This window comes from Burkholderia sp. JPY481, assembly GCF_038900515.1.
GTDB classification, from domain to species: Bacteria; Pseudomonadota; Gammaproteobacteria; order Burkholderiales; family Burkholderiaceae; genus Paraburkholderia; species Paraburkholderia youngii.
On the sequence record NZ_JAYMRT010000004.1, the window covers coordinates 1 to 26,739 of the forward strand.

Consider the following 26,739-nt stretch of genomic DNA (forward strand, 5'->3'; position numbering starts at 1 on the left):
CGGATGCGAAGAAGATGCGCGGCGAGCGGCCCTTCGTGATGTGCAATCTGAAGGCGCTCGAAGGGCTCGACGAGGTGGTGAAGTTTATTGAAAAGAAGGGGTTGTTGAAGGTGTGAGGGGAGGATTTGGGAATGCGCGTGGTGTCGTCTTTACACGCCACGCTGCTAATCCCTACTCCGGCAACAACGCCGCCAACACATCCACCGTCCTCGCCGTCGCCCCGCGATGCCTCGCCGCGAACGCGGCAGCCGCACCGCCCATCGCGAGCCGCCGCGACTTGTCGCCGAATAGCTCGCGCAGCGCGCGCGCCAGATCGGCGGGGTCCTGCACCTGCACGGCGGCACCGGCCGCGACCGCATCGGCGGTGGCCTGCGTGAAGTTGAAAACGTGCGGTCCGATCAGCACCGGTACGCCGACCGCGCACGCTTCGATCAGGTTCTGTCCGCCGAGCGGCAACAGACTGCCGCCGATAAACGCAAGATCCGACGCCGCGTAGTAAGCGCCCAATTCGCCCATCGAATCGCCGAGCAGCACGTTCACGTCGCGAGGCAGCGGCGGCACGCCATCGTCGACAGTACGCGCCGCCGACGCGACCTTCGCATCGGGTGCCCAGTTCGATCGGCGTTCGAGCCGCAACCCCGCCTTCTCGACGAGCGCCGCGACTTCATTGAAGCGTTGCGGGTGACGCGGCACCAGAATCAGCAGCGCATCGTCGACGCCGAGCGCCGCGAACGCGTCGAGCACCATCGCTTCTTCGCCCTCGCGCGTGCTCGCCGCGACCCACACGGGCCGCGTGCCGATCGCCGCGCGCCACGCGTGGCCGCGCGCCGCGAGTTCGGGCGGCGTGTTCATGTCGAACTTCAGATTGCCGAGCACCGCGACGTTGCGCGCGCCGAGCGAGGTCAGCCGCTCGGCATCGGACGGGCTCTGCGCGAGCACGCGCGCGAAGCCGCCGAACACGTCCTTGGTCGCGCCGCCGAACTTTGCCGCGCGCTTGAACGAACGCGCCGACATCCGCGCATTGGTCAGCACGAGCGGCACGTCGGCGCGCCGGCATTCGTCGATCAAGGTCGGCCATACCTCGGTTTCCATCACGAGACCGAGCGACGGCCGCCACGCGCGCAAAAAGCGCCGTACCGCATGCGGCATGTCATAAGGTAGATAACTGCGCAACACGCGGTCGCCGAAAATCTCGGTGCCGGTCGCGCGGCCGCTCGGCGTCATGTGCGTGAGCAGAATGCGAGCGTCGGGGCGCGCCTTCATCAGCGCATCGATCAGCGGCTGCGCGGCGCGCGTCTCGCCGACCGACACCGCATGCACCCAGATCAACGGCGCGTTGTCTTCAGGCAAGCGTCCACGCGAATAACCGAAGCGCTCGCCGATATGCTCGCGATATCCGCGCTCCTTGCGCGAACGGATCAACAGACGCAGCACGGCAAGCGGCGCGATCAGCCACCAGAGCGCGCGATAGATCGCTCTTAGCATCGGCGCTCCGCGTGGTTCGTCTTCGTCGCAAAGTCCACGACGCTGATACGCGCGATGCGGACCGGCACCTGCCCGGCCCTCGAAACGACCGCCGCGCTCAAACCAGCGCCCTGCCCTTCAGGCGCTCGAGAATGCCTAGCGGCGCGCATTCCGGCTGCGCCATCGCCTTCACCGGCAGGAAGAAAGTCTGCTCCAGCATGAACTGGCCGGACATCACCGCATGCGAGGTCTGATCGGAGAAGCACACCCACACGCTGCCCGGCGGGAACGGCATGGTCTGCTGCGGGCTCGTCTTCTGATAGTCGAGGTCGGCCTTCATGCCGTCGTGCAGATTGAGCATCAGATGGTCGTACTCGCTGCGCGGTGACTTCGTCACATGCAGCAGGTTCAGCAGCCACGCGGAGCCCGGCATCTGCGGCTTGATGCGCGGCAGGAAGCGCTGCGCCATGTCCTCGAACGGCTCGCCGACGCGCCACACCCGCGGCACGCCGTGCGGATTCACATTGGTGAACACGCGCAGGATGCGTTCGCCGTAATTCGGCCGCGACGGAAACGCGTCGACGTGCAGACGGCTATCGTCTTTGCGCCACGAGGTTTCGCGTGTCTCGACCTGATGCAGCCGCAGGCTCGTCGGCGCGACGCGCAGCTTGCCGTTGTACTCGGGAAAGAGCCCGTCGACGAGCGTGCGCGCATTCGCCTGATAACGCGCGATCAACGCGCGCACCGCCGATTGCGTGACCGCATCGCCGGCCACGCCATGCAACGCGCCGCCGTTCGGTTCGAGGCTGATGTTCTTGCGGCTCGGATCGGCGATCGCGGGATCGAGCAACGCCTGCTCGCCGCCGTCGATCGCGAAGCGCAGGTTCGGGAAGTACAGCACCTTACCGCGCTCGACGCCGGCGAGCAGCGTTTCGCGCGGCACGGACAGGTTGCAGCCGTGCCAGTCGGCGTTCGCTACTTCGATGATCTGGGTTTCGTTCATGGTCGCCCTTTGGAACGGAGGTGCGCAAGGCGAAGCGCACCGACAGGTTGCAGCAGGTGCTGATGACTGCCGGCCCGGGTTACAGCAAACCAAATGCGGCCAGCGCCGACTTGACCTGCTGCAGCGTGGGCGGCTGCCCGGCCGCGCCGAGATTGACGACGTTCGGCGACCAGTAGCCGCCGGTGCGCCACGCGGTCGAGAAATTGTACAACTCGACCGTAGGCCGCTTCAGCGCCGCCGCGATGTGGACCAGACCTGTGTCGACCCCGACCGTCGCGGCCGCGCCATCGATCAGCCCCACCACCGCCGGCAGCGACAGCTTCGGCGGCACGATCGCGGCCGCGCCGAACTCCTTCGCGAGCCGCTCGCTGGTCGCGCGCTCGGCGTCGCTGCCCCACGGCAGCACGATCGACGCGCCGCGCCGCACCAGCGTTTGCCCGAGTTCGATCCACGCGGCGTCGGGCCACTGCTTGTCGGCGCGCGAAGTCGCGTGCACGAACACCACGTACGGCACCGGCAGATTCAGATTGGCTTGCGACAGCGCGAGCGCGGCGCGGCCCGTATCGAGACCGAAGTCGATGTCGTCGGTGGGTTGCGGCGGCGGATCGTTCAGCGCCGCGGCCACCAGTTGCCGCGTGCGTTCGACCACGTGCGTGCGTGGCGCGATCGGCACGCGCCGTCCGTAGAAGAAGCGCACCGGCCATTCGTAGCCGGCGCCGTCGGTGCGGTTGCCGAGCCCGACGAGCGGTCCGCGCGCCATGCTCGCGACCCACGCGGTCTTGATCAGCCCCTGACAGTCGATCACCAGATCGTAGTGCTCGGCGGCGAGCGCGCGCCGAAACGCACCGATCTCGCGCCAATTGTCGACGGACAGGATGCGCTTGCGCCAGCGCCGCAGCGACACCGGAATCGCGCGCCGCACGCCGCTCACGAGCTCCACGAGCCCGAGGAAGCTTTCCTCGACGAGCCAGTCGATCTGCGCGTCGGGATGGCGGCGCCGGATATCGGCGATCACGGGCATGTTGTGAACGACGTCGCCCAGCGACGACACCCTCACGATCAGAATCTTTTGCGCGCTCAAGAGTGGGAAAACCGGCTATCCGGCTCGAAGATGCGTTGAAAGGACCGCAATTCTAGCGCGTCGGATATCAAAGACATGAAAAACGCGGCGCGGTAAGGCAACCCGCGCCGCGTTGGGTAGCGGCGACGCTTCGACCCGTGTTGACGAAGTTCGAAGCGCGCCGCCGCATCAGCCGTCAGAACGGCAGTTTCGCATCGGCCTTCTCCGCGAGAATCACGCGGCGGAAGTCGTCCTGGATGCGCTTGAGCGCCGTGTCGTTGTCGGCTTCGAAACGCATCACGACGACCGGCGTCGTGTTCGACGAACGCGCGAGGCCGAAGCCGTCCGGATACTCGACGCGCAGACCGTCGATCTTCACGACGTTGTCCGCGCCGGTGAACTTCGCGTTCTGCTGCAAGCGCGCGATCAGCTCGAAGTTCTCGCCTTCCTCGAGCTTCAGTTGCAGCTCGGGCGTGGAGTGCGAGTTCGGCAGCGAGTTCAGCAGCTTGCTCGGGTCGGCGACGCGCGTGAGGATCTCGAGCAGACGCGCACCGGTGTACAGGCCGTCGTCGAAACCGTACCAGCGGTCCTTGAAGAACACGTGGCCGCTCATTTCACCCGCCAGCGGCGCGCCGGTTTCCCGCAGCTTCGCCTTCACGAGCGAGTGGCCGGTCTTCCACATCAGCGGCTCGCCGCCCTTGTCCTTGACCCACTTCGCGAGATTGCGCGTGCACTTCACGTCGTAGATGATCTGCGCGCCCTTGTTGCGCGACAGCACTTCTTCGGCGAACAGCATCAGCTGACGGTCCGGGTAGATGATCTGGCCATCTTTGGTGACGACGCCCAGGCGGTCGCCGTCGCCGTCGAACGCGAAGCCGATTTCCGCATCCGTTTCCTTCAGCGCGCGAATCACGTCTTCGAGGTTCTCCGGGTGCGCCGGGTCCGGGTGGTGATTCGGGAAGTTGCCGTCGACTTCGGTGAACAGTTCGACCAGTTCGCAGCCGAGCTTTTTGAACAGCTTGGGCGCGAGCCCGCCGGCCACGCCGTTGCCGGTATCGACGACGATCTTGATCGGACGCGCGAGCTTCACGTCGCTCGCAATGCGTTCGAGATACGCGTCGGCGATGTCGTATTCGGTGTAGCTGCCGTTACCGTCGGCGAAGTTCTCGTCGACGATGCGCTGATGCAGCGCGAGGATCTGCTCGCCGTAAATGGCGGCGCCGCGCAGCACCATCTTGAAGCCGTTGTAGTCCGGCGGATTGTGGCTGCCCGTCACGACGATGCACGAGTCGACGCGGCGCTCGCCGCCCGCGAGCTTCAACGGTACGCTCGCCGCGAAGTAGCCGACCGGCGTGGGCACCATACCCACGTTCACGACGTCGACGCCGGCCGCACGCAGGCCGTCGGACAGCGCGCCGATCAGTTCGGGGCCCGACAGGCGCCCGTCGCGCGCGACCACGACCGCGTCGCCGCCCTGCGCGCGCACTTCGCTGCCGAACGCGCGGCCGATGGAACGCGCGGCGTCGGCGTCGAGCGTCTTGCCAATGACGCCACGAATGTCATACGCCTTGAAAATCGATTTGGAGATCATGTTGGCTCACTTGCGTGCAATGGAAAATTTTGACCTGCGCATAGACGATAACCGGTAAAAACGCGGAAAAAATCGCATTAAAAACCACGGTAATACGCGCGTTAAAAAACCGCGTTATCACGCCTCGTTGCGCCCTTGCCGGAAGCGGTCCGGTTCCAACTTATAATTGCGTTCTTCTGACCAGCCTGAATAACGCCATTCTAATGCTTAGACGCCCTCCTTTTGTAAAGTTGCCGCGGCTGCCGGCCGGGCGGGCGAACGCGCACAGCGCCGCATGCATGGCCGCAAGAGGTGGCTTGAGCGGCGCGCAGCGGCGAGCGGCCAACGGATGCTGATGCTCAAACGCTTCGCCAATCCCGACGTCACGCGCGCGTTTACGAACATCGTCTGGCTGGGTCTCGAGCGGCTCACGCAGATCGGCGTGGCGATCGTGATCAGCGGCATGCTCGCGCGTTACTTCGGGCCCGATACCTTCGGCAAATGGCAGTACGCGAACACGCTGCTGCTGGTGCTGTCGCCGATCACATGGGTGTGCGGCGCGGAAATCCTCGTGCCGACCATCGTCAACCGGCCGCCCGCACAACTCGGCACCGTACTCGGCAGCGCGTTCGCGTTGCGTTTCTCCGTCTCCACCGTTGCACTGCTGCTCACGTGGCTCGGCATTGCGCTGCATTTCTTCGAGCCGCTCGTCGGTGCGATGCTCGCCGGCCTCGCGCTCACGATGCTGTTTCGCGAGCCGTTCGTCGGCGTAATCAACGCGTGGCTGCAAAGCATGACCTACAGCAAGCCGCAGTTGCTGACCAGCATGAGCACCGCTGTGATCAAGGCCGGTCTCGTCTATCTGCTGGTGCGCGCGACGGCCGCGCCCGCGCGCTTCGGCTGGCTGTGGGCGCTCGAATCGGCGGCGATCGGCGCGGTGCTGTTGCTCTATTTCATGCACCGGCATGGCGGCAAGCTGGGCTGGCATGTCGAACGTTCGCTCTTCAAGCACTTCGCGAGCGCGGGCACGGTATTCTGGCTCGGGCTCATCTGTATGTATCTGTTCCTGAAACTGGACCGGCTGATGCTGGAGCGCGCGATTACTTTCGCCGACCTCGGGCGCTACTCGGCCGCCCAGCAGTTGAATGAAAACTGGATCACGCTCGCACTGATGCTCGCGCAAACCATTGCGCCCGCATTCGTCTATCGAGTCCGAGGCATCGCGCAACTGCGCCGCAACCTTTGGCGGCTCACCGCACTGACCGCCGTGCTGATGGTGTGCGGCGCATTCGTGCTCGATCTGCTCGCGGGCTTCATCATCCGCCGTGTGTTCGGGCCGGACTTCGAAGGCGCGATCGAGATCTTCCGCTGGGCCGTGTGGCTGTCGGTGCCCGCCGGTATCGAGGCGATCGGCAATCTGGTCGTGCTCAAGTATCAGGCCAAGTTCGTGTTGCTGGCGAAGTGGCTGCTCGCGCTCGCCGTCGCGTTCGCCGTCAATCTGTTGGCGATCCCGCGACTCGGTGCGTATGGCGCGCTGGTCGGCCTCGCGGCCGGCTATCTGGCGGCCGCCTCGGTTAATCTTTATTACATCCGTTTCAAATTGCGCCCATGACGAATTCATCCGCCACCGCGCAAACCACGCTCGACGACGTCGCGGTGCTGATGCCCGCCTACAACGGCCAGGCGGACGTCGATTCTACGCTCGCGTCGTTTGAAGAAAGTGCGCTGGTGCACGTTTTGATCGTCGATGACGGCAGCACGCCGCCGATCGTCGCGCCCGCGCTGCCGAACCTGAAGATCGAAGTGCTGCGCATGGCGCGCAACAGCGGCATCGAGCGCGCGCTGCAAACCGGGATCGATGCGCTCGCACAGCGCGGCTTTCGCTTTGCCGCGCGCATCGACGCGGGGGATCGCGCGGTGCCGCAGCGGCTCGCGAAGCAGCGCGCGTTCATGGGAGCGCATCCGAACGTGGCGGGTCTCGGCATGTGGACCCAGGTCGTCACGCGCGCGGGCGAGCCGCTTTTCATGCTGACGCCGCCGGCCGAGCCGAACGTGATCCGGCGCCAGCGCTTTTTCCGTTCCTGCCTCGCGCATCCGTCGATGATGCTGCGTATCGATGCCGTCCGCACAGTCGGCAACTACCGCGCCGCGTATCCTTCGGCCGAGGACCTCGATCTGTTCTTACGTCTGATGGAACGCTACGATTGCGCGAACCTGCCGGAACTCGGCCTTTTCTATGAGCTGAACGAAGGCGGCATCAGCGCGACGAAGCGGCGCCGGCAGATCGGTTCGACGCTGCGTTTGCAGTTGCGCTACTTCAACGTGGCCAATCCATATGACTGGCTGGGCCTCGCGAAGAACCTGTCGCATCTGCTGCTGCCTTATCGCACGTTGCAGCGGGTCAAGCGCGCGCTGCTCACGCCGCGCGCGAGCCGTTGAGGCGCGCCGCGTGTGAGCGCTGTCGCTGTCGCTTCGTTCGCTGAACTTCGCGCCGCTGCGTGCGGCGCCGTATTCGTATCACTGGTCCACACTTCATTCAACGCCGTGCCTTTTTCCGCATGAAGCCCTCTTTCAAGTCGACGCCCGCGCTGCGCATTACACTCGTCTGCAACACGGCCTGGGCAATCTATACGTATCGGCAAGGGCTGATCCGCACACTGATCGGGCGCGGAGTCGATGTAACGGTGCTTGCGCCGCGCGACCGCACGTTCGAGTTGCTTGCCGCGATGGGCTGCCGTTGCATCGAGTTGCCGATGGCGTCGAAGGGCACGAGTCCGGGCGAAGATCTGCGCACGCTCTTTGCGCTCTATCGGCAGTACAGGAGGATCCGTCCGCACGTCGTGTTTCACTACACGATCAAGCCGAACATCTACGGCTCGATCGCGGCGAAGCTGGCTGGCGTGCAGTCGGTGGCGGTCACCACCGGGCTCGGCTATGTGTTCATCCAGCATAGCCGCGCCGCGCAGATCGCCAAAAGGCTGTATCGTTTCGCGTTCCGCTTTCCGCGTGAAGTATGGTTCCTGAATCGCGACGATCAGGCCGCGTTCATCGACGGCAAGCTGCTCGTGCATCCGGAGCGCGCGCGGCTGTTGCACGGCGAGGGCGTCGATCTCGAGCAGTTCGCGTTCACGCCGCTGCGCGCTCGCGCGGAGTTTCGCTTCGTGCTGATCGGACGGCTGCTGTGGGACAAAGGCGTCGGCGAATACGTCGAGGCCGCGCGGCAATTGCGCGAGCGCTATCCCCATGCGCGCTTCCAGTTGCTCGGGCCGGTCGGCGTCGACAATCCGAGCGCGATCACGGGCGACGAAGTCGCCGCGTGGGAACAGGAAGGCGTGATCGAATATCTGGGCGAAGCGCACGACGTGCGGCCGTTCATCGCCGATGCCGATTGCGTGGTGCTGCCGTCATATCGCGAAGGCGTGCCGCGCACCCTGATGGAGGCGTCGGCGATGGGCCGGCCGATCGTCGCGACCGACGTGCCCGGCTGCCGCGAAGTGGTGGCCGACGGTGTCAACGGTTTGTTGTGTGAAGCGCGCAATGCGCAGAGCCTCGCCGCGAGTCTCGCGCGCATGCTCGATATGAGCGGCGCGCAGCGGCGCGCGATGGCGGAAAGCGGCCGGCAGAAAGTCGCGACCGAATTCGACGAACGCATGGTCGTCGATACGTATAAAGACCTGGTGCAGAAAATCACGGGTGTTTTACTTTAATGGGAGCAACAGCATGACCACGAAGGGCACGATTCTGGTAACCGGCGGCGCGGGTTTCATCGGCTCGCACACCTGCGTCGAACTGCTGAACGGCGGCTACGACGTTGTGGTGATCGACAACCTCGTGAATAGCAAGCGCGAATCGTTGCGGCGCGTCGAGCAGATCACCGGCCGTGCGGTGAGCTTCTATGACAACGACGCACGCGACGCAGCCGCGCTGCAGCGCATTTTCGACGCGCATCCGATCACCGGCGCGATCCATTTCGCGGCGCTAAAAGCGGTCGGCGAATCGGTCGCGAAGCCGATCGAGTACTACGCGAACAACGTGGGCAGCCTGCTGACGCTGCTCGGCGTGATGCGCGATCGCAACGTCAAGCAGTTCGTGTTCAGTTCGTCGGCAACGGTGTATGGCGTGCCTGAAAGCTCGCCGATCGACGAATCGTTCCCGCTGTCGGCGACCAATCCGTATGGTCAATCGAAGCTGATCGCCGAGCAGATCCTGCGCGATCTGGAAGTGTCGGACCCGTCGTGGCGCATTGCGACGCTGCGCTACTTCAATCCGGTCGGCGCGCATGAGAGCGGCCTGATCGGCGAAGATCCGGCCGGCATTCCGAACAACCTGATGCCGTACGTCGCACAGGTCGCGGTCGGTAAGCTCGAAAAGCTGCGCGTGTTCGGCGGCGACTACGAGACGCCCGACGGCACCGGCGTGCGCGATTACATTCATGTGGTCGATCTCGCGCGCGGGCATCTCGCCGCGCTCGATGCGCTCGTCAAGCGCGATGCGAGCTTCGTCGTCAATCTCGGCACGGGCCAGGGCTATAGCGTGCTCGACGTGGTGCGCTCGTTCGAGAAGGCGTCGGGCCGGCCGGTGCCGTACGAGATCGTCGCGCGCCGCCCGGGCGACGTCGCGCAGTGTTTCGCGGACCCGAGCGCGGCCGAGAAGATCATCGGCTGGCGCGCGCAGTTCGGCATCGAGCGCATGTGCGCGGACCACTGGCGCTGGCAGTCGACGAATCCGCAGGGGTTTGCTTAAAGCGCTTCGGCGTCATCGCGTCGGGGGTAAAAAACGGCGGCGGCATTCGCATCGCGCGGATGCCGCCGTTTGCTCGCCTACTGCGCGGATTCGCGCGGATTCGCGCGGATAAAAATACAAACCGGCAACGTTCAACGCACCGGTCATTCCTTCCTTCGGCACCGCCGACACCAGAAAACGCCCGTGGGCGATTCGCATTTCGACAGGCGTGCAGCGCGTCGCCCGGGTGAACACGAGCTGCCAGTTTTGCGCGATGCAAAACGGTACGCTGCCCTGACGCTTCGTATACGCTTCGATGCCCACGAGAATCGGCCACAGCCGTTCCCAATCCGCGGAACCATCGAGGTCGACGACTGCGACGCCGCCCCCCGCATCGAGATTGCGGATAGTCGAGTAAGCAGCGGGAATTCGCGGATCGTCGTACTGGGAAACGTTTTCAGGCGGCTGATGAATCCGGATCGCCGTCAAAGCCGCGACGATCACACAAACGATCACGGCAACGGGCACGGTCGCCGCCGTCACATTGTCGAGGAAACGCTTGACCAGCAACGTCAGCGCCAGAGCAGGAACGACGTAGTAGAAGATCCCAACATAGATCAGCGAAAGATCGTCGACGCCGAAAACGGCATAAAAGACGAAGGCGACTGTCGCACTCGCTAGCGCCAGCGACAATGCACGCTCAGGCGCAACGCGGCTTTCATGGTCGCGCGCAGGGTCGTTCGTCACCAGCACAGCACAAGCCGCCGCGCCCAGAAGAATGCCGAAGAGTCCGTTACTCCAGAAAACGCCGGCGAAGCGCGCGGCGTCCACTAAACGATTGGCTCGGTGGACATGGCTAAAAGCGGCATATTCAGCGAGCGGTCCGGGAAAGTGAAGGATCGTCTGGATCGCGAGAGGAATGAGGAAAAGCACCACGATCGCCAGTGCAACGGCAATCGTTCGAACATTGCCGGCGAGGAAATGCCGGCTCAACACCCAGCTTTTACCGGAACCCGATCGAACGGAAATTCAGGCATTGGCTATCAGCGCGCACGCCAGCATCACGGCCGTCATACCCAGAAAAGATGCATGACCGTTCAGCAGAAATCCAAGGCTCACCGCAAGGAGGAGAAGTCCGTCTGCGCGTCCCATGATCTGGCCGGAAAACGGCGACGCAACCGCGTGCGTCAGATCGAAAAATACGATCTCGCCCGCGGCCAGCGCGTAAAGAAGCGCGGGACCAGGATGATTGAACCCCCGCTATGTCATCGACAGCCACGCATTTCTTCGGCTGGACGCTAGGCTGCCGCCCCCGACTCTTCGAGCCGGAACACCGCAATGGCGTCCTTCAGAATGACGGCCTGCTCCTCCAGCGACTTCGCCGCGGCCGCCGCCTGCTCGACGAGCGCCGCGTTGTGCTGGGTGACCTCGTCGATCTGCGACACCGCCTTGTTGACCTGCTCGATGCCGTCGCTCTGTTCGAGCGCCGACGCCTCGATCTCGCTCATCACGCCGGTCACGCGCTCGACGGCCTTCATCGCTTCCTGAATCGTCTTCTGCGCATCCGACACCAGCGACGCGCCCTCCTCGACCTTCGCCGCCGACTCGCCGATCAACTCCTTGATCTCCCTGGCCGCCGCGCCCGAGCGCTGCGCGAGGCTGCGCACTTCCGAGGCCACCACCGCGAAGCCGCGGCCCTGCTCGCCCGCGCGAGCCGCTTCGACGGCCGCGTTCAGCGCGAGTATGTTGGTCTGGAACGCGATCCCCTCGATCATGCCGATGATCTCGGTGACCTTGCGCGACGAATCGCTGATGCCGTCCATCGTCTCCGTCACGCGCGACACCACCTTGCCGCCGCGCGTGACCGTATCGAGCGCGCCGTGCGCGAGGCGGTTCGCCTGCTTCGCGTTATCGGCATTCTGCTTCACGGTCGCCGACAGCTGCTCCATGCTCGCCGCGGTCTCCTGCAGCGCGGCCGCCTGCTGCTCGGTACGCGCCGACAGATCGGCATTGCCCGACGCGATCTCGTTCGCGCCCTGCGTGATCGCGCTCGTGCTGCCGCGCACCTTGCCGACCGTTTCGACGAGGCCGTCGCGCATCCGGGTCAGCGCGCCGAGCAGCTGACCCATCTCGTTGCGCGATTTGACCTTGATCGCGACGCTCAGGTCACCGGCCGCGATGCGCTCGAAGTGCTTGACCGTCGCGTTGACCGGCTTGATCAGCGCCGACGACAGCGCGACGCGCGCGCCCACGGCAATCACGAGCGCGATCACCGCGATCGCGCCGAACAGCACTGTCGCGAGCTGGAAGCGTCGCGCGCCGGTCGCGGCCTGCTGATGCTGATTGTCCATCTGCGCCTGTTCTAGCGCGTCGATCGCTTTCGAGTAAGACGCGTACAGGCTGTTCGCGGTATCCCCCTGGATGGTGCGGAAGGTGTTGAAGTCGAAGTCGGTCAATGCCTTGAATTCCGGTTCGATCGCCTTGTCGACGAGCGCCGCGCGCGCCTCGCCGACGCTGTGCGCGAGCTTGCGCTCGGCGTCGCTCGCGAACGGGCCGGCCATGTAGTTGTGGAAGTCGTTGTTCGATTCGACCAGCACCTTGTGCGCTGCCGGCAGCAGATCGTCGGTCTGCTTGCCGATACTGAACAACGTCTGATAGGTGCCCAGCGCGAGCTGCACCTGCAGGAGCTTCTCGGAACTCGCCTTCAGATGCGACAGCGCGGCCTCGCTGCGCTGCGTGTCGTCGAGGCTGTCGTTGGCGAGCTTCAGCGCGCCGTAACCGACAGCGATTACTGTCAGCAGGAAGGCGACGAATACGCTGATCACGAGCGTCAGTCCGCCGCGAATTGTGATGTTGTTTAGCATTGGGTCTCCGGAACGCCTTTGTTGCGCGCGACTGACACTTCGTCGCATCCAGGTTTACGGTTGCGGCGCGCGTGCGGCGCATAGGGGGAATCCATGAGAAGCCAGCGCTGACGGGCCTCTGCGGGCCGCTTCGATCTCGCTATCTGGGATATTTCTGCTGGCCCGCATGAAAGCTTTGCGTCCCAGCCGCGCGCCGGCCGCCGTACGTTTCGTTTGTATAATTCCGCGTCTTCGCTCAGGCCCATTTTCATGCTTAGTTTTGCGCTCGGCTTTCTCGTCTCTCTGCTGATCACGCTGTTGATCGTGCGCTATGCGCATCTGCATGAAAAATTCTCGACCGATACCGATCTGGCCGGCGTGCAGAAATTCCATGTGCGTCCGGTGCCGCGCATCGGCGGGACCGGGATTCTGCTCGGGCTGCTCGCCTCCGCGGTGCAATTGCATCGCGCGTATCCGGCCGTGTCGGGCAGCATTCTCGGGTTGATCGCGTGCGGCATGCCGGCGTTCGGCTCGGGGCTCCTCGAGGATCTGACCAAACGCGTGTCGCCGCTCGCGCGCCTCGTCTGCACGATGGCGGCCGCCGCGCTCGCCTGGTTCTTTCTCGACATCGCGGTCACGCGCATCAGCGTGCCGCCGCTCGACTTTCTGCTGTCATATGCGGCGATCTCGTTCGTGGTCACGGTGCTCGCGGTCGCGGCGCTCGCCAACGCGATCAATATCATCGACGGCTTCAACGGCCTCGCGTCGATGGTCGCGTTCATGATGTTCGCGTCGCTCGCGTATGTGGCGTTCCAGGTGCACGACCCGGTCGTGCTGTCCGCGTCGTTCATGATGATGGGCGCGGTGCTCGGCTTCTTCATCTGGAACTTCCCGGCCGGGCTGATTTTTCTCGGCGACGGCGGCGCTTACTTCATCGGCTTCATGCTCGCCGAGCTGTCGATTCTGCTCGTGATGCGCAATCGTGACGTATCCGCGTGGTATCCGGTGCTGCTTTTCATGTACCCGATCTTCGAGACCTGCTTCTCGATCTACCGCAAGAAGTTCATTCGCGGCATGTCGCCGGGCATTCCGGACGGCGTGCATCTGCATATGCTGGTCTACAAGCGGCTGATGCGCTGGGCGGTCGGCGCGCGCACCGCGCGCGAGCTGACGCGCCGCAACTCGCTGACGTCGCCGTACCTGTGGCTGCTGTGCCTGATCGCGGTCGTGCCGGCGACGCTGTTCTGGCGGCACACGCTGCATCTGTTCTGCTTCGTTGTCGTATTTGCGGCGACTTATGTGTGGCTTTACGTGAGCATCGTGCGGTTCAAGTCGCCGAGGTGGATGGTGGTGAGGAAGGGGAAGCGGTAGGCAGGAACGACAAAGGCGCCCGGTGGGCGCCTTTTTGTTGGACGAAATAGACGGAGCCGCATCCAAAGCGGCTCATGTGTGTCATGGATATCGGCCGAAAATTCGAAATCCGTTCATTCGGCTCGAGAAATGGCAATAAAACCCGCTCGTCACAGAGATTCCTCGAGATTCATCAATGCACGGGATAAAGAAGAGCCCTGTCGCCGGGGCTTTCGTCTAATTCGTGCGATACCACCGCCATAGCTTCATGATCGCCACATACGCCAACACCGCCGCGATCAGTTCGATAGTCATCCATACCCCGATATACAGGTTTTCGGGGTCGCGGACACCGAGCCTCTCCGAAGCCCCCCACCATACTCGCGCTTCACCTTCTGTCCACGGATCGGATATTCGGACATAACGGAATGAAAGAAGAAACAACCCAATAAACAGCGCGATCTTGAAGAGCCTACGGACAAGTGTTGCCATATGTGATGACCTCAATTGTTCCGTAGGCGCGAAGCCCGGAATTGCCGGCAGGAATCGTCATAGTGTGCAGCAGTGAGTTGCGGATTCTCAGGAAGTCCGTACGGCTCGGCAAGGTAATGCAGCCAAGCGAAATACCCCGACCACCTGCCGGATGCAACCGGAACTGGCCACGCTTGACGCCGTTGACCCATGTCCAGTCATCAATCACACCATCGTCACGATATAACGCGAACCATTCACTGTGATCGGTTGGACTCCCATCATAGGCACTAAACGCATCTTTCATCCACGCTAATGCCCTGGAGCCTACACCGCCAGCGGGACGCGCGACGATCCAGTATTTACCGGCGGGGATCGGCCCCTTGTCAGGTACAGCCGTGCAGCCGCCCCGATTGCCGTATTGCCGGTCGCCCGAATAAGCGTCGAAGGTGCCGATGCCGGAAATGATGAGCGGTGATAGGGGCTCGTGCTTCACGAGAGATTTGCCGGTGTCGTAAACTCTCCTGAGCAAAAAAATCCCCGTCGCCCGGGCTTTCGTCTACTTGGTGCGATACCACCGCCATAGCTTCATGATCGCCACATACGCCAGCGCCGCCGCAATCAGTTCAATCGATACCCACACCACGAAATACAAATCTTCAGGATCGCGCACGCCAAGCCAGCGCGAAGCAACAAACCATGCCCGCGACTCGCTTTCTGTCCACTCATAGGGGTATGGACGGACATAGAGCAGGGAGAGATAGAACAGGCAGATGAACAGTGCGACCTTGAACACCCTACGGGCAAGTGTTGCCATATGTGATGACCTCAATTGTTCCGTAGGCGCGAAGCCCCGAAGTGCGTGCGGGAATTTTCGCGGTGTGCAGCAGCGCGTTGCGGATTCTCATGAAATCGCTCTGGCTCGGCAGCGTGATGCAGCCTAGAGAAATCCCGCGTCCGCCTGCCGGATGCAAACGGAACTGCCCGCGTTTGACGCCATTAATCCACGTCACATCATCAATCGTCCCATCATCACGATACAGCGCGAACCATTCACCGTGATTCGATGGGTGACGCATTGCTGTATTCCACTCATCTTTTGCCCATGCAAACACCTGAGACCGGATGCCGCCCGTAGGGCGGTCGACGATCCAGTATCTACCGGCAGGGAGTGGCCCATCATTAGGCACCATCGTGCAGCCGCCCCGATTACGATATTGATTGTTGCCTGAATAAGCGTCGAAGGTGCCGATGCCAGAAATGGTGAGCGGTGATAGTGGCTCGTTATTTACGAGAAATTTGCCGGCGTAGGCCATGTGTCACGCCCCCTCATTGCGCTGACTGTAGGTCATTGCGTCCTGCATAGGTTCTCCCCGTTGGTGCGCCTAGACCGCAAGCGCGCGTGCCACTGGCGCGCTACTGGTCGATTCCGGATTTGCCGTCTCTTTCGCCTGCACAAAAAAAGCGCGCCTCAAGTGCGCGCAAAACATTTGCATCACGGATAAAAGAGCCAACAGAGCCGCCACCTCAGCGGGCCGACACACCGGGCAGCGACGGTTCAATGCTAGGTGTATGTGCCGGGCGCAGGCTTCAGACGACTCCGAAAAGCCGGGGCTTGTGCGAAGGTTGTCAACTCTGATCGGCAAAAATAAAAAAGCCCCAGCAACTCTGCTGGGGCTCTTATCGATAAACATCCAACGGCCAATTTCAACGGGTCGAACGACCCGCATTCGCGGTTACTGATTCAAGGCTTCGACTACTCCGACGACTCGCGGCAGCGGAACGCCTACGACACCCGCGTCGCCGGCGCCACACTACGCAGCGTCGTCGCCGTCGCCGGCAGATACTCCGGCACCCAGCGCCGCAGATCGCGCCGCACTTCATCGTCAGCCGGCACGCGATGCTGCATGAGCCACGGCAGCAGGTTATCGATCAGGCTGTCCGGCACTTCGCGCGCCTGCGCGATGCGCAGCTTCGGGTGCGGCGTGCGCGTGGTGGTTTCGTCGTCGGCGAGCAGTTCTTCGTAAAGCTTCTCGCCCGGGCGCAAACCCGTGAACACGACCCGAATCTGCTCTTCGGTGAAACCGTACAGGCGAATCAGATCGTGCGCGAGATCGGCGATACGCACCGGCTTGCCCATGTCGAGAATGAAAATCTCGCCGCCGCGCCCCATGCTCGACGCCTGCAACACGAGTTGCGACGCCTCCGGAATCGTCATGAAGAAGCGTGTGATTTCCGGATGCGTGACCGTCACCGGTCCGCCGCGCGCGATCTGTTCCTGGAACTTGGGAATCACGCTGCCCGCGCTGCCGAGCACGTTGCCGAAGCGCACGGTCTCGAACTGCGTGCGCCGCGCGCCCTGCTGCTGCAGCGCCGAGCACGCCATCTCCGCGAGCCGCTTGCTCGCGCCCATCACGTTGGTCGGGTTGACGGCCTTGTCGGTCGAGATCAGCACGAAATGCGCGACGTCGTGGCGGATCGCCGCGCGCGCGACGCGGTACGTGCCAAGCACGTTGTTGCGCACCGCCTGCCAGGTGTTGACCTCTTCCATCAACGGCACGTGCTTGTAGGCCGCCGCATGAAACACGATGTGCGGACAGTAGCGCGCCATCACCTGATCGAGCAGCAGCGAATCCTTCACGTCACCGACGAGCGGCACCACCGACACTTCCGGATACTTGTCGCGGAGCTCTTCGTTCAGGCGGTAGATCGAGAACTCGGAGATGTCGAACGCGACCAGTTGCACCGGACCGAAACGCAGGATCTGCCGGCACAGCTCCGAGCCGATCGAGCCACCCGCGCCCGTCACCATTACGACGCGGTTTTTCAGCAGCGCGGCGACGTGCTCGGTGTCGATCGTCACGGGGTCGCGGCCGAGCAGGTCTTCGAGATCGATCTGCCGCACCCGCGACAGGAACGCCTGGCCTTGCGTGAGCGGCGTGAGCGCGGGCAGTGTCATCGCGCGTACGCCGGCGCGCACGCACAGGGTGGCGATGCGCCGATGCGCCTCCACCGACGCCGACGGCACCGCGATGATCACGTGCTCGACCTTCAGCTCCGTGCAGATTTTCTGCAGATCGCTGATCGCGCCAACCACGCGATAGCCGTAGATTTCACGGCCCTGCTTGATCGGATCGTCGTCGAGCAGACCGACGAGGCGCCATTGGCCCGAGCGCTTCAGCTCGCGCACGAGGTTCGCGCCGGCATTGCCCGCGCCCAGCACGAGCACCGGCTTGCCCTGGCCGACCAGCCCGCCGTAGCGATAGAACTCCTTGGCCGCGCGATACAGCGCGCGTGAGCCGCCCATGGTCAGGAACAGCAGCATCGGCGACACGATCAGCACCGAGCGCGGCACCACCGGCGCCGGCTGCAACAGCGCCGAGCCGATCACGACGACGAGCGCGCCGACGCCGATCGCCTTCGCGATCCGCACCAGATCGGGCAGGCTCGCGAACACCCACATGCCGCGATAGAGGCCGTAGCTGCGAAACATCACCGCATAGATCAGCAGCACCCACACGAGTGCATGCAGCCCGCTCGACCAGAACGGCGCGGGCACCGGTCCGTTGAACCGGATCACATAGGCCAGCAGCCAGGCCATGGCCACCGCGCACAGGTCGAACGCAAACGCACTGAACGAAAGCCATCTGGCTTTGAAGCTTTTCATTGCGCAGAACCTCAGATTGGCCCGGAACGGGACACATGGCGCCGCCAGCGGCGATCAATACACAGCCCCGCTATGACCAGCACGGCAGCCCATGCGACGACAACCAGCCATTGATACAGAAGAGCGAATTGTAGCGCCCAGACAGCAAGCATTATGCCCGCCGCCATGAACAAATACCAAATCCACGCGGTCGATGCGTGCCCCAAACCCGACTGCACCAGTCTTTGATAGTAGTGTTCACGATGCGCCTGCCAAAATTTTTCACCGCGCAGCAGGCGCTTGAGCAGCGTGACCGACGCATCGCCGATGAATGGCGCGAAGCACAGCGCTGGAAACCACACCGGCCAGACGCCCTCGCGCCAGCCCCAATAGCCGAGCGCGCCGGCCAGAAAGCCGAGCGGGATCGAGCCGGCGTCACCGAGAAAGATGCGCGCTGGGTGAAAGTTGAACAGCAGAAAACCCGCGGCCGTGCCTGCGACGATCAGGCTCGCCGTGGCGAGCGCAGGGTCCGCGTGCCTCGACAGCGAGGCCGCCACTGCGTAGCCGCCGAAACCGAACAGCGCCATGCCGCCCGCCAGGCCGTCCGAGCCATCCATAAAGTTGTAGAGATTGACGAGCCACACCAGTAGCACCGCCATGCATGCGAGCGCCCACCAGGGCACGTCGGCCGGATAGACGGCGATCAGCGCCGCCACCGCCGCCGCATGGCCGCCGAAGCGCACGCGCGCTGGCAGGCCGCGTCGATCGTCGATCTGCGAGAGCGCCGCGAGCAGCGCCGCGGCAAGCGCCGCCAGCCACAGCGACGGCGCCGCGAGCACGATCAGCAGCACCGCGACCGGCACGATGCCCCAGCCGCCGACGCGCGGCGTCGGGCGCGTGTGCAGCGAGCGGTCGTTGGGGATGTCGGTGGCGAGCCGCCACGCGAGGCCGGTGCGCAAGAGCGTCCACAGGATCGCGGCGCAGGCGGCAAGTGCGGCGACGGCCCACACGAGCAGATGGAACAACGGGCAAGTGGTGAGTGCAGCGACTGGCATCGCCTTTTGTGGAAGCCAAAAGCTTAGAATTCTAAACCACCGCGTGTGTGCCGGCAGTCTGCATGGGGCAGCGCCATACGCGAGTCTTCCAACTGTGGGTCGCTCCGACGCACTTCGCGCCTGCGGTGTTACCAGACTGTACGTGCGACGCAGTCGCTTGGCCCTCCCGGCAACCAACCAAGGATGTCCTGGAACCCGGTATGATCGGAGCCCCAATTGAACCCTGCCTCAGAGGATGAATGTGAGCATAAATCAGGTGTGGATTGAAGTCTCACTTCTGGAGCACTGGGGACCAAAACCGCACGGCATCCCGCGCGTCACGCAAAACATCTTCCTGCAAAGCTTGCGTCGCGACGATGTGCGGTATTTTTACTACCACCGCACGGAAGAATCGTTCATTGCCATCCGGGACGTCGCGTACTTCAAGCGGCTTGCCGCTGGAGACGAACCGTTCAACGCGGACCGCTGCCCCGCAGGTCACCCGCTCACATCGCAGCTTGCGGAAGGCGATCGGATCTTCTTTTGCGAAGTCGGCTGGGACCACGCGCCGTACTATGGTTGTATGGCCGAATTGAGGCGTGAGCACCCGCGTACGATCTTCGAGTATCTTGTCCACGACCTGATCCCGATCAAATCGCCGATGTTTTTCGAGCAGGAATTCGGCAACCGTGCGGCTCAATTCCTCAGGTTGCTTCCGACTGTCGTCGACCGGTACGTCTGTGTATCGGATAGCACAGCCCGCGATGTGCGCAGCATCCTGGCACCGCGGGCCGAGACGGTCGTGATGAAGAGCGGCAACGATATGGGCCAGACGGGCGTCGCGCCGGACATCGACCGGCCATATGTGCTCAGCGTTGGAACGATAGAGATACGAAAAAATCATCTGCTGCTGTACTACGTCTGGCGAAAACTTGCGGCAGACCTCGCTGAACGCTGCCCAAAGCTGGTTCTGGTAGGTCGCGCGGGATGGCTGGCGAGCGATCTCGTCTATCTGCTTTCGCATGACCCGCTCGTCAAGGATCTGATCGAGATCCGTCACGGCATCACGGACGAACAGCTGGTCGGCTTGCTGAAAGGCTGCATGTTTACGGCATTCCCGTCGCATGCCGAAGGATGGGGTTTGCCTGCGAGCGAAAGCCTGTTTTACGGCAAAGTATGCGTCACCTCGAACAACACGAGCCTTCCGGAGATCAATCCGTTCCCTGCGCTGATGTTCGACTCGTACGACACGGGCCAGGCCTATAGGGTGATTCGCGGTCTGATCGACGACCCCGAACGACTGAAGGCCTATGAAGCGCAGATTCCACAGTGGTTCGAGCGACAAACGTGGGAAAAAAGCTTTGACGAACTCTTTGGCCTAATCGAAGCATAGTCGTCTAAAGCAAGTGCAACTCGGCGTCGCCTCATGGAGGACCGACGTAAATCCGTTCGGCAACGCGTTCGCCCGCGCTGGCGCATCGGGCGGCGCGCGTTCCGCGGGATCGGCTGCGCCTACTCGGTGAAAGAGGACTTGCGGTCATGCTTCTCCCTTGCGCAACCAGGACAGCCAAACGGCCTCTCGCAGCGCTCGCAGAGTGGATTATCGCGGCATGATAGTTAGCGATTCGATGCCGATTCCGATGCGGCGGGGATCTTCGATGCCGAGCCCAGGCAGATCTTTCGGCCGGCAAGGATGGGGAATGACGAACTCCAGCGCATTTGCGTCCACATCGTTGAAGCAAAATTCATAGGTCGTCGCCTCTTCGATCGGCGCGAGCTTCTTAGCGGACGTCTTTGCGCCGACGCGTACCTGCAGGTCTTTTCTCACGTTGGGACCGAAGACGCTTTTGAGTTCCAACCTGAGCGCAAAGTCGCGTGGCAGCTTGTGCGTAAATTCAAGCTTCACGATATCGCCGATAGTCCATCGTCCCCAACTTTCCGCTACCGAGAGTCCCGAAAACGAGGAGACATAGGCAGGCATTCCGTCGATGGATAGAGCTATTCCATCCTCCAGCGCAGCGGCATAGCGGCTCCCGTTATCAATCGTCCGATTGACGGTATTGAGAGGCTTTTGGCCAATGACGACTTGAGAAAGCGGGAGCGCGTCGACACAGCTGAACGTTTCGATGGAAAGCCCGAAATCGTCGAATAGCCGCTTGATATACGCACGCGTAAATCCCAATTCGAGCCAGCCCCAGCGGCGCATCGCCCGCAAGGACTCCCCGTCGAGGCGCGGCCCCCAAGGATAGGGAAGCAGCGAGTTCTCCTGTTCAAGGATAGGTTCCGCCGCCAGTATTATCTTTGCATCGAGCTCCAGGTGATTAATGAGCATTTCGCGCAGACAGTCTCGATGATCGATGACGTGATGGAACGACTCGAAAAAGATAACCGCGTCGTACTTGTAGTTTGCAGTCCTGGACGCTAACCATTGGTCCAATGTTTGCGCGATGACGTTTGGCGGCTCGGGATAGTGCTTCGTTGCATCGCGAATGATCTTGCACTGCAACTCGTTCGGATCGAGAGCGTCGACGCGATATCCCATGCGCGACAGATTCGTGGTCAGCGAACCCACACCGCAACCCACTTCAAGAATGCGCGCGCTCGGCGGAAGGTTGGCGACCTTGATAAGAAACCCATATGCAATCAGCGATATACCCACGGTCCCTGCGGATTTGGTACCCCAAGGATACGGCCAGTCCCGTTCATGCTCCGGATTGAGGTTCGCGTCCGGCAACCCTTCGAGATGGGCGTCATGCGTCCGACCAATGATTTCCTCGTGTACCGATTTCACACGGGCAATATAAGTATCGGAAACCGGGTCGAGGCGTTTCATTTCAGAAAGATCGCCACTGGGTGAGATAGAAAACGCCGCCAAGCGCCGAATGAGATCAGCATTATCCTGAGCAGCATGCTCGACATCTGCAAGCATGCGATCCAACTCTGCGAATTCGGCTTGATTAAAGAGAGTCATGGGTGCTCCTTTCTGCTCATGAGTTAAGTCGCACGGACGGCGGGTTCTATTCAGCCATTCAGAACGCCGCACGGTCTTCGCGGCGCCCCGCTCATTCGGCACTCGCGCTGGAGTTGCCGGCGCAGTCTGGTCTATTTCCGAGCGAGCTTTTCTTCAAGTGCCCAGATCAATCGCTCCTTGTCATTGACGACCTTCTCCAGCACTTCGGAACGGTACTCATAAATCCTCGCGCGTTCTTCCGCGGCTTTCGCTCGAGCGATCAATGCATCGATCTCATGCGGCAAAAGCCCCGCCCACGCTGGCAAATGGGCAGCGCGCCGCTCCTTGTATCGTTCGATGGCCGTAGCGACGCGATCCTTGTCGAACCCGGCAATGAGGTTGGTAAATTTGTTCTGCGTCAGGTGCTCATGAGCGACGTAATAGGCGACATTCTCGACGCGCATATCGCACGCTTCCAAACCGTGGATGGCGTAGATGTAAGGAAAGATGGAGAGGAGCCGTTCGCGAAAATCTGGAATAGTCATTCGTCGAAACATGGAAAGACACCAGTGATTCATCTCCATGAACACCAGAGGCTTGAAAGTTTCGAGGGTTGCGCGGGCGCCTTCGAAGACATCGAGCTCGAAACCCTCGACATCGACTTTCATCGCGTCAACACGCGCGAGGCCCATGGATTCGAATGCTTCGTCCAGACGATAGACCGGCACAGTGTCTACGAAATGGATGCCGTCGTTGATCGAGAACTTGTCGGCAACGAACGATCCAGCCAGGAAGTCAGGATTTCCCTGCATTTTCAATTCGCCAGCCTGCGCGCCCAACGCGAAATTAAGACGCGACACGTTAGTCACTCCAGCTGCGGACAGGTTTTTCTCCAATAGCTCGAAAGTTCGAGGCACAGGTTCAACGGCGGCAATCTTGCCGTTTGGGCAGAATGTAGAAAAAGCGATGGACGTAAATCCGATGTTCGCGCCTACGTCGATAACATGCGACTCGTTGGTAACCAGGGAGTGCAGCACGTCGAGCGTCGCCGGCTCGAATGTGTCGCCCATGCTGGTGAGATAGCCGCTGTCGCCAGTAATGTCGAAAATGGCATCAACAATGCGTACCTTCCTGCTTTGTAGACTCATTTGCAATCCTGAGGTGTAAGTATTTGTATACGATCCGCAGCTAGACAACGATTCTCTATAAGCAGAAGCGCAAATATGGCGTCACCCGAAGTCCCCACGCACCCGCCCGGCTTTGACATAGACGCGATCCCGTGACTCGAGCGGTACTCAACGATGAAATCGGCGAACGAGACTGCCACCATCTGTTGCCGGAGGTTTGGGCGTCGATCGCCGATACCATCTTTGCGATGATGTGCACGTCCCCTCGCCTGCAGTCAAAAGCTTTTCTCCGCACCGGACGATTCGCTACAGTTCGCGGAACGCAATTGAGCGAATTCCGACTCCGATCTGGCGGGCGTCCTCATTGCCCCACTCTGGCACTTCTTTGGGTCTGCCTGGACACGGGATCAGCAGCGTCAGCATCTTTGTCTTTACGTCACGAAACCTGAACGAATATGACTTTTTGTCTTCTACCATCCTTAGAGTCTCGACCTGAGACTTCTGGTCGATCACTACAGTGAGGTACTTGCCGACATTTGGCCCAAAGACTTGATGAAGTTCGAGCAGTATTTCCACGTTTGACGGTAACTGCTCGTTAAACACCAACTCAACGCGAGAGCCGACCGTCCATCGCCCCCAGTCCTCCCTGAACGAGAGGCCAGAGGCCCATTTGAGGAAGCTTGGGAACCCTTCTGCGGCGAGATTGAACCCCTCTTCGATCGTAGCCTTGTAACGACGAGAGTCGTCTTTCAGTAGAACTTCACAATATGGACGTTGAATGCGGCGCGATCCGACGACGATTTGCGATAACGGAAGGGCCAGGTCCGTTTCGAGACGCTTATATTGCATGCCAACCCGAGCCAATAAGTCTTGCAGATACCTTCGTGTAAACCCGAGTTCAAGCCGCCCCCATTTGCGCATCGAGCGCAGTGATGCGCCATCCAGACGAGGCCCCCAAGGATACGGGAGCAGCTCGGAAGTGCTCGGAAAAATTGACTCTGCGGCAATGATGATTTTGGCGTTATCTTCAATGTGCCCGTCTCGCGTAAGCTTCTCGAGACAAGACTTGTGATCCATGATACGGCGGAACGATTCAAAAAAAATCACTGCGTCGTATTTATAGCTTTTTTGGCGTTTATCGATCCAGTCGTTAAGCGTCGACGCGATGACATTCGGCACGAATGGCAGATCCCTGGTCGTGGCGACGACCGAATCGCATTGCGCGAAGCTCGGGTCCAGCGCGTCGACTCGATATCCCATACGCGCCAGATTCCAGGTCAGCGAACCCGTACCGCAACCGACTTCGAGGATGCGTCCGTGACGCGGGATGTCTGCAACCTGGATCAGGAACCCGCATGCGATAAGCATCGCAGCAACCGACTTCGGATGTCGGGCATCCCATGGATACGGCCCCGAACTTTCACCTTCATGGTTCGACTGACGCGTGGCTCGCGGCTCCAAAGTATGCATTTGACCCACGATCTCTTCGTGAACTTGGCGAATTTTCGTCAGGTACTCGTCGGAGAAGGGATCCATCTCGTTCAGCGTACGAAGTTCGCCGGCAGCTCTGATCGAAATCCTCGCCAAGCGGTCCTGCAGGTTGACGTCACGAGTGGCTCCGTTCTCGATGGAGGCCAGAATCTCGTCGATTTCTTTCAGTTCTCCCTGGTCGAAAATTGCCATAGAATCCTCGGAAAGTTAATGGACCGTTGCCTGGTCGGCATCCCGGCGCGGCCTGAAATAAGCCAGCGGAATACTCAATGGCGGAGCACGAAAGGTAGTTTTCGCGGTCAATCAAGCTGCATATGTGCTATCGAAAAGTTCGTCTCGCAACCTTACCTCAAAAGGTGTGTTCATGGTTCGCAGTCGAAACCGTTGGGGATATTTACGCTCGCCAATATATCTATCCGCATTCATTGTCCTCACGGTAACGTACTTTTCGCTGTTTCATTTTTTGGCACGAACCAGCGATGACGTGAACTCGTTGTTGGCAGCCCGAGACATAGTGCTCGGCAATCCTCTGCTTCGCGGTTGGGAATTCCCCCCCGACCCATTCTATTTCACGGATTTGCTTCCAGAGGGTGTGTTGACTCTCTTCCTGGGGTTAACCCCTCGAATCCTGTTTATTTTTCCAGCGATGGTCTGGGCAGCTGTTGTCTGCTCCTGCATCTGGATGACCGGTCAGATCACCCCGGATAGCCGATGGCAACAGGCAGCGGTGTTCGTGTGCCTGGGACTTCCAATCGTCATCGACGACCACTCGATGCGTGTTCTCGGCACCGCACCCACGCACATCACGACGATCCTTCTCGGGGCAGGTCTGTTCTGGTTCGCGTATCGTCAATGGTGCGCGCCACAGCTTTCGAAGGCAATTTTTTTTTGGCTGGCGTTGCTCGCGTTCATGGGGAGCTTCAGCGACCCCTTTATCGTATCCGCCGCGATCGGACCCGCAATCGTGGTTTGCGGATTGCACTGGCTCGCTGCAGTCAAGCGCGACAAATGTGTCTGGGTCGCCGCTTCACTGGCGCTCGGCCTCGTCATTGGAAGGTTGGCCATTGCGGTGGTGGCAAAGGTCCACGGCTTCGCGATTTCGCCTCAACCTGCGGCCTTCGCGGATTTCGAACGGCTTTCGGGTAACTTCGCACTAGTGACTCGCGGCTTGCTGATGATCTTTGGCGCGGACTTCACAGGCAGACCGCTAGCTCCCAGCGGCGGCATGAGCTTCAGAGAGGCTCTGGCCGCGACGCCGGCTACGATGTTCGCTCGCGTCGTATTTCTGGTCGCCGCGATCGCTGGTAGCCTGCTGATGGTCAGACGCATGTTCTCCGGCAGGCTCGAGCAGCTCAGAAACACAGACTTTCTATTGATGTGCTTCGCGTGGTCTAGCGTCATCGCCATGCTCGCCGCGCTTCTCAGCGACCAGATGCAGAACCTGACGTCGTATCGCTATCTTTTGCCGACGTTGGTGTATGGATCGATCGTAGGTGCAAAGCTGCTTGGCGGCAGCACTTTGGGACGATTGCTAATCGTTGCTGCCGGCATATTGTCGGCCGGATCGTTTTGGGGAACGCTCCATGTAGCGCGTGAAAACCCGACTTACTTTGGCCCTGCAATCCAGGGTCTTGCAGCGTGGCTTCAAGAGAATCGCTTGACTGACGGGTATGGGCCATATTGGTCTGCCTCGTCGACCACGCTCGCGTCAGGCAACTCCGTGCGTACGCGCGCCGTAATAAAAGGTGCGGATGGCTTGATCCGGCCATACTTGTGGCTATCGCGGCACGAGTGGTACGGATCTCCCACCGGGAAGCGATTCATCCTCGTCGACACGGTTAATCCGGACAACTACACCACAGCCGATGTTATCGCGCAGTTCGGCCAGCCCTCTGTGCTAAAGCGCGTGAACGGTTACGACATACTCATCTATGCCGACCCGGACTCGCGCCTTTCTCAGCTTGTGGCCAAGTGATGCCGGACGACGGATGGCGGAAAAAAATGTCGG

The 26,739-nt window shown here is 61.5% G+C and carries 22 protein-coding genes and 1 pseudogene; 8 read left to right on the forward strand and 15 right to left on the reverse strand.

All coding sequences use genetic code 11. From position 1 onward, the window contains the following. Window positions 1-116: pseudogene (locus tag VSR82_RS12030) on the forward strand (urease accessory protein UreG); the annotation flags it as partial. Window positions 117-171: 55 nt separating this feature from the next. Here VSR82_RS12030 and waaA read toward each other — a convergent pair. The 4 genes from waaA to VSR82_RS12050 form a co-directional block, all read right to left on the reverse strand. Next, window positions 172-1,485: a lipid IV(A) 3-deoxy-D-manno-octulosonic acid transferase gene (gene waaA / locus VSR82_RS12035; RefSeq protein ID WP_429460689.1), complete on the reverse strand. Its 1,314-nt coding sequence runs from the start codon at window positions 1,483-1,485 to the stop codon at window positions 172-174. 97 nt (window positions 1,486-1,582) lie between these two features. After that, the gene (gene kdoO / locus VSR82_RS12040) at window positions 1,583-2,467 is read right to left on the reverse strand and encodes a Kdo hydroxylase KdoO (RefSeq protein ID WP_410849647.1); all 885 of its coding nucleotides are present in this window, start codon (window positions 2,465-2,467) and stop codon (window positions 1,583-1,585) included. Window positions 2,468-2,546: 79 nt separating this feature from the next. After that, window positions 2,547-3,488, reverse strand: a complete 942-nt coding sequence (gene waaC / locus VSR82_RS12045) for a lipopolysaccharide heptosyltransferase I (protein WP_410849741.1) — start codon at window positions 3,486-3,488, stop codon at window positions 2,547-2,549. A 235-nt stretch (window positions 3,489-3,723) separates the two neighbouring features. Next, a complete protein-coding gene (locus VSR82_RS12050; RefSeq protein WP_410849646.1) occupies window positions 3,724-5,118 on the reverse strand; it encodes a phosphomannomutase/phosphoglucomutase in 1,395 nt (464 codons plus the stop codon). A gap of 328 nt (window positions 5,119-5,446) precedes the next feature. Here VSR82_RS12050 and VSR82_RS12055 point away from each other — a divergent pair, with 328 nt between their 5' ends. From VSR82_RS12055 to galE, 4 genes are all read left to right on the forward strand, one after another. Then, on the forward strand, window positions 5,447-6,709 hold the full coding sequence (locus VSR82_RS12055) for an oligosaccharide flippase family protein (protein ID WP_429460692.1): 1,263 nt from the start codon (window positions 5,447-5,449) through the stop codon (window positions 6,707-6,709). After that, window positions 6,706-7,536: a glycosyltransferase gene (locus tag VSR82_RS12060; RefSeq protein ID WP_429460694.1), complete on the forward strand. Its 831-nt coding sequence runs from the start codon at window positions 6,706-6,708 to the stop codon at window positions 7,534-7,536. The genes VSR82_RS12055 and VSR82_RS12060 overlap by 4 nt, the downstream gene beginning before the upstream one ends. A gap of 119 nt (window positions 7,537-7,655) precedes the next feature. After that, entirely contained in the window at window positions 7,656-8,804 is a 1,149-nt protein-coding gene (locus tag VSR82_RS12065; protein WP_410849643.1) for a glycosyltransferase family 4 protein, read from the forward strand. 13 nt (window positions 8,805-8,817) lie between these two features. Continuing rightward, window positions 8,818-9,840 (forward strand): UDP-glucose 4-epimerase GalE, encoded by a 1,023-nt coding sequence (gene galE / locus VSR82_RS12070; protein ID WP_368585897.1) that lies wholly within the window; start codon window positions 8,818-8,820, stop codon window positions 9,838-9,840. Between the two features lie 12 nt (window positions 9,841-9,852). On the opposite strand, the gene VSR82_RS12075 is transcribed toward galE, so the two are convergent. Together VSR82_RS12075 and VSR82_RS12080 are read right to left on the reverse strand one after the other, a co-directional pair. Continuing rightward, complete coding sequence (locus VSR82_RS12075) at window positions 9,853-10,812, reverse strand: hypothetical protein (RefSeq protein ID WP_429460697.1); 960 nt, start codon at window positions 10,810-10,812, stop codon at window positions 9,853-9,855. A gap of 305 nt (window positions 10,813-11,117) precedes the next feature. Further along, complete coding sequence (locus VSR82_RS12080; RefSeq protein WP_498857712.1) at window positions 11,118-12,683, reverse strand: methyl-accepting chemotaxis protein; 1,566 nt, start codon at window positions 12,681-12,683, stop codon at window positions 11,118-11,120. A 249-nt stretch (window positions 12,684-12,932) separates the two neighbouring features. Between VSR82_RS12080 and VSR82_RS12085 the strand changes: the two genes are divergently transcribed. Then, window positions 12,933-14,033 (forward strand): MraY family glycosyltransferase, encoded by a 1,101-nt coding sequence (locus VSR82_RS12085; protein WP_429460701.1) that lies wholly within the window; start codon window positions 12,933-12,935, stop codon window positions 14,031-14,033. 216 nt (window positions 14,034-14,249) lie between these two features. Here VSR82_RS12085 and VSR82_RS12090 read toward each other — a convergent pair whose 3' ends face one another. From VSR82_RS12090 to VSR82_RS12115, 6 genes are all read right to left on the reverse strand, one after another. Next, window positions 14,250-14,504 (reverse strand): hypothetical protein, encoded by a 255-nt coding sequence (locus VSR82_RS12090; protein WP_368585893.1) that lies wholly within the window; start codon window positions 14,502-14,504, stop codon window positions 14,250-14,252. Continuing rightward, a complete protein-coding gene (locus VSR82_RS12095) occupies window positions 14,485-14,979 on the reverse strand; it encodes a DUF2778 domain-containing protein (RefSeq protein ID WP_368585892.1) in 495 nt (164 codons plus the stop codon). The genes VSR82_RS12090 and VSR82_RS12095 overlap by 20 nt, the downstream gene beginning before the upstream one ends. Before the next feature lie 63 nt (window positions 14,980-15,042). Then, window positions 15,043-15,300: a hypothetical protein gene (locus tag VSR82_RS12100; RefSeq protein ID WP_429460704.1), complete on the reverse strand. Its 258-nt coding sequence runs from the start codon at window positions 15,298-15,300 to the stop codon at window positions 15,043-15,045. Then, window positions 15,281-15,799, reverse strand: coding sequence for a DUF2778 domain-containing protein (locus VSR82_RS12105; protein WP_429460706.1), 519 nt, complete (start codon window positions 15,797-15,799; stop codon window positions 15,281-15,283). Before VSR82_RS12105 ends, VSR82_RS12100 begins: the two co-directional genes overlap by 20 nt. A 470-nt stretch (window positions 15,800-16,269) precedes the next feature. Then, the gene (locus tag VSR82_RS12110; RefSeq protein ID WP_176109369.1) at window positions 16,270-18,150 is read right to left on the reverse strand and encodes a polysaccharide biosynthesis protein; all 1,881 of its coding nucleotides are present in this window, start codon (window positions 18,148-18,150) and stop codon (window positions 16,270-16,272) included. Between the two features lie 11 nt (window positions 18,151-18,161). After that, window positions 18,162-19,184, reverse strand: a complete 1,023-nt coding sequence (locus VSR82_RS12115; protein ID WP_368585889.1) for an MraY family glycosyltransferase — start codon at window positions 19,182-19,184, stop codon at window positions 18,162-18,164. A 256-nt stretch (window positions 19,185-19,440) separates the two neighbouring features. On the opposite strand from VSR82_RS12115, the gene VSR82_RS12120 reads away from it, so the two are divergent. After that, window positions 19,441-20,556 (forward strand): glycosyltransferase family 4 protein, encoded by a 1,116-nt coding sequence (locus tag VSR82_RS12120; protein WP_368585888.1) that lies wholly within the window; start codon window positions 19,441-19,443, stop codon window positions 20,554-20,556. 207 nt (window positions 20,557-20,763) lie between these two features. Here VSR82_RS12120 and VSR82_RS12125 read toward each other — a convergent pair whose 3' ends face one another. The 3 genes from VSR82_RS12125 to VSR82_RS12135 all read right to left on the reverse strand — a co-directional run bounded on the left by VSR82_RS12125 (window position 20,764) and on the right by VSR82_RS12135 (window position 24,923). Next, window positions 20,764-22,134, reverse strand: a complete 1,371-nt coding sequence (locus VSR82_RS12125) for a class I SAM-dependent methyltransferase (RefSeq protein ID WP_429460708.1) — start codon at window positions 22,132-22,134, stop codon at window positions 20,764-20,766. Window positions 22,135-22,265: 131 nt separating this feature from the next. Then, window positions 22,266-23,261, reverse strand: a complete 996-nt coding sequence (locus tag VSR82_RS12130; protein WP_368585886.1) for an FkbM family methyltransferase — start codon at window positions 23,259-23,261, stop codon at window positions 22,266-22,268. A 285-nt stretch (window positions 23,262-23,546) separates the two neighbouring features. Beyond that, the gene (locus VSR82_RS12135) at window positions 23,547-24,923 is read right to left on the reverse strand and encodes a class I SAM-dependent methyltransferase (protein ID WP_498857713.1); all 1,377 of its coding nucleotides are present in this window, start codon (window positions 24,921-24,923) and stop codon (window positions 23,547-23,549) included. Window positions 24,924-25,245: 322 nt separating this feature from the next. On the opposite strand from VSR82_RS12135, the gene VSR82_RS12140 reads away from it, so the two are divergent. Continuing rightward, window positions 25,246-26,706 (forward strand): hypothetical protein, encoded by a 1,461-nt coding sequence (locus VSR82_RS12140; RefSeq protein WP_429460712.1) that lies wholly within the window; start codon window positions 25,246-25,248, stop codon window positions 26,704-26,706. Window positions 26,707-26,739 lie beyond the last annotated feature (33 nt).

What these genes read in the sequence shown, in the direction of transcription:
- VSR82_RS12090 (WP_368585893.1), bottom strand. Translation starts at nt 14,504, where the DNA reads ATGGCAACACTTGTCCGTAGGCTCTTCAAGATCGCGCTGTTTATTGGG.
- VSR82_RS12115 (WP_368585889.1), bottom strand. Translation starts at nt 19,184, where the DNA reads ATGCCAGTCGCTGCACTCACCACTTGCCCGTTGTTCCATCTGCTCGTG.
- VSR82_RS12110 (WP_176109369.1), bottom strand. Translation starts at nt 18,150, where the DNA reads ATGAAAAGCTTCAAAGCCAGATGGCTTTCGTTCAGTGCGTTTGCGTTC.
- waaA (WP_429460689.1), bottom strand. Translation starts at nt 1,485, where the DNA reads ATGCTAAGAGCGATCTATCGCGCGCTCTGGTGGCTGATCGCGCCGCTT.
- kdoO (WP_410849647.1), bottom strand. Translation starts at nt 2,467, where the DNA reads ATGAACGAAACCCAGATCATCGAAGTAGCGAACGCCGACTGGCACGGC.
- VSR82_RS12065 (WP_410849643.1), top strand. Translation starts at nt 7,656, where the DNA reads ATGAAGCCCTCTTTCAAGTCGACGCCCGCGCTGCGCATTACACTCGTC.
- VSR82_RS12060 (WP_429460694.1), top strand. Translation starts at nt 6,706, where the DNA reads ATGACGAATTCATCCGCCACCGCGCAAACCACGCTCGACGACGTCGCG.
- VSR82_RS12055 (WP_429460692.1), top strand. Translation starts at nt 5,447, where the DNA reads ATGCTGATGCTCAAACGCTTCGCCAATCCCGACGTCACGCGCGCGTTT.
- VSR82_RS12105 (WP_429460706.1), bottom strand. Translation starts at nt 15,799, where the DNA reads ATGGCCTACGCCGGCAAATTTCTCGTAAATAACGAGCCACTATCACCG.
- VSR82_RS12125 (WP_429460708.1), bottom strand. Translation starts at nt 22,134, where the DNA reads ATGACTCTCTTTAATCAAGCCGAATTCGCAGAGTTGGATCGCATGCTT.
- galE (WP_368585897.1), top strand. Translation starts at nt 8,818, where the DNA reads ATGACCACGAAGGGCACGATTCTGGTAACCGGCGGCGCGGGTTTCATC.
- VSR82_RS12080 (WP_498857712.1), bottom strand. Translation starts at nt 12,683, where the DNA reads ATGCTAAACAACATCACAATTCGCGGCGGACTGACGCTCGTGATCAGC.
- VSR82_RS12130 (WP_368585886.1), bottom strand. Translation starts at nt 23,261, where the DNA reads ATGAGTCTACAAAGCAGGAAGGTACGCATTGTTGATGCCATTTTCGAC.
- VSR82_RS12135 (WP_498857713.1), bottom strand. Translation starts at nt 24,923, where the DNA reads ATGGCAATTTTCGACCAGGGAGAACTGAAAGAAATCGACGAGATTCTG.
- VSR82_RS12050 (WP_410849646.1), bottom strand. Translation starts at nt 5,118, where the DNA reads ATGATCTCCAAATCGATTTTCAAGGCGTATGACATTCGTGGCGTCATT.
- VSR82_RS12085 (WP_429460701.1), top strand. Translation starts at nt 12,933, where the DNA reads ATGCTTAGTTTTGCGCTCGGCTTTCTCGTCTCTCTGCTGATCACGCTG.
- VSR82_RS12100 (WP_429460704.1), bottom strand. Translation starts at nt 15,300, where the DNA reads ATGGCAACACTTGCCCGTAGGGTGTTCAAGGTCGCACTGTTCATCTGC.
- waaC (WP_410849741.1), bottom strand. Translation starts at nt 3,488, where the DNA reads ATGCCCGTGATCGCCGATATCCGGCGCCGCCATCCCGACGCGCAGATC.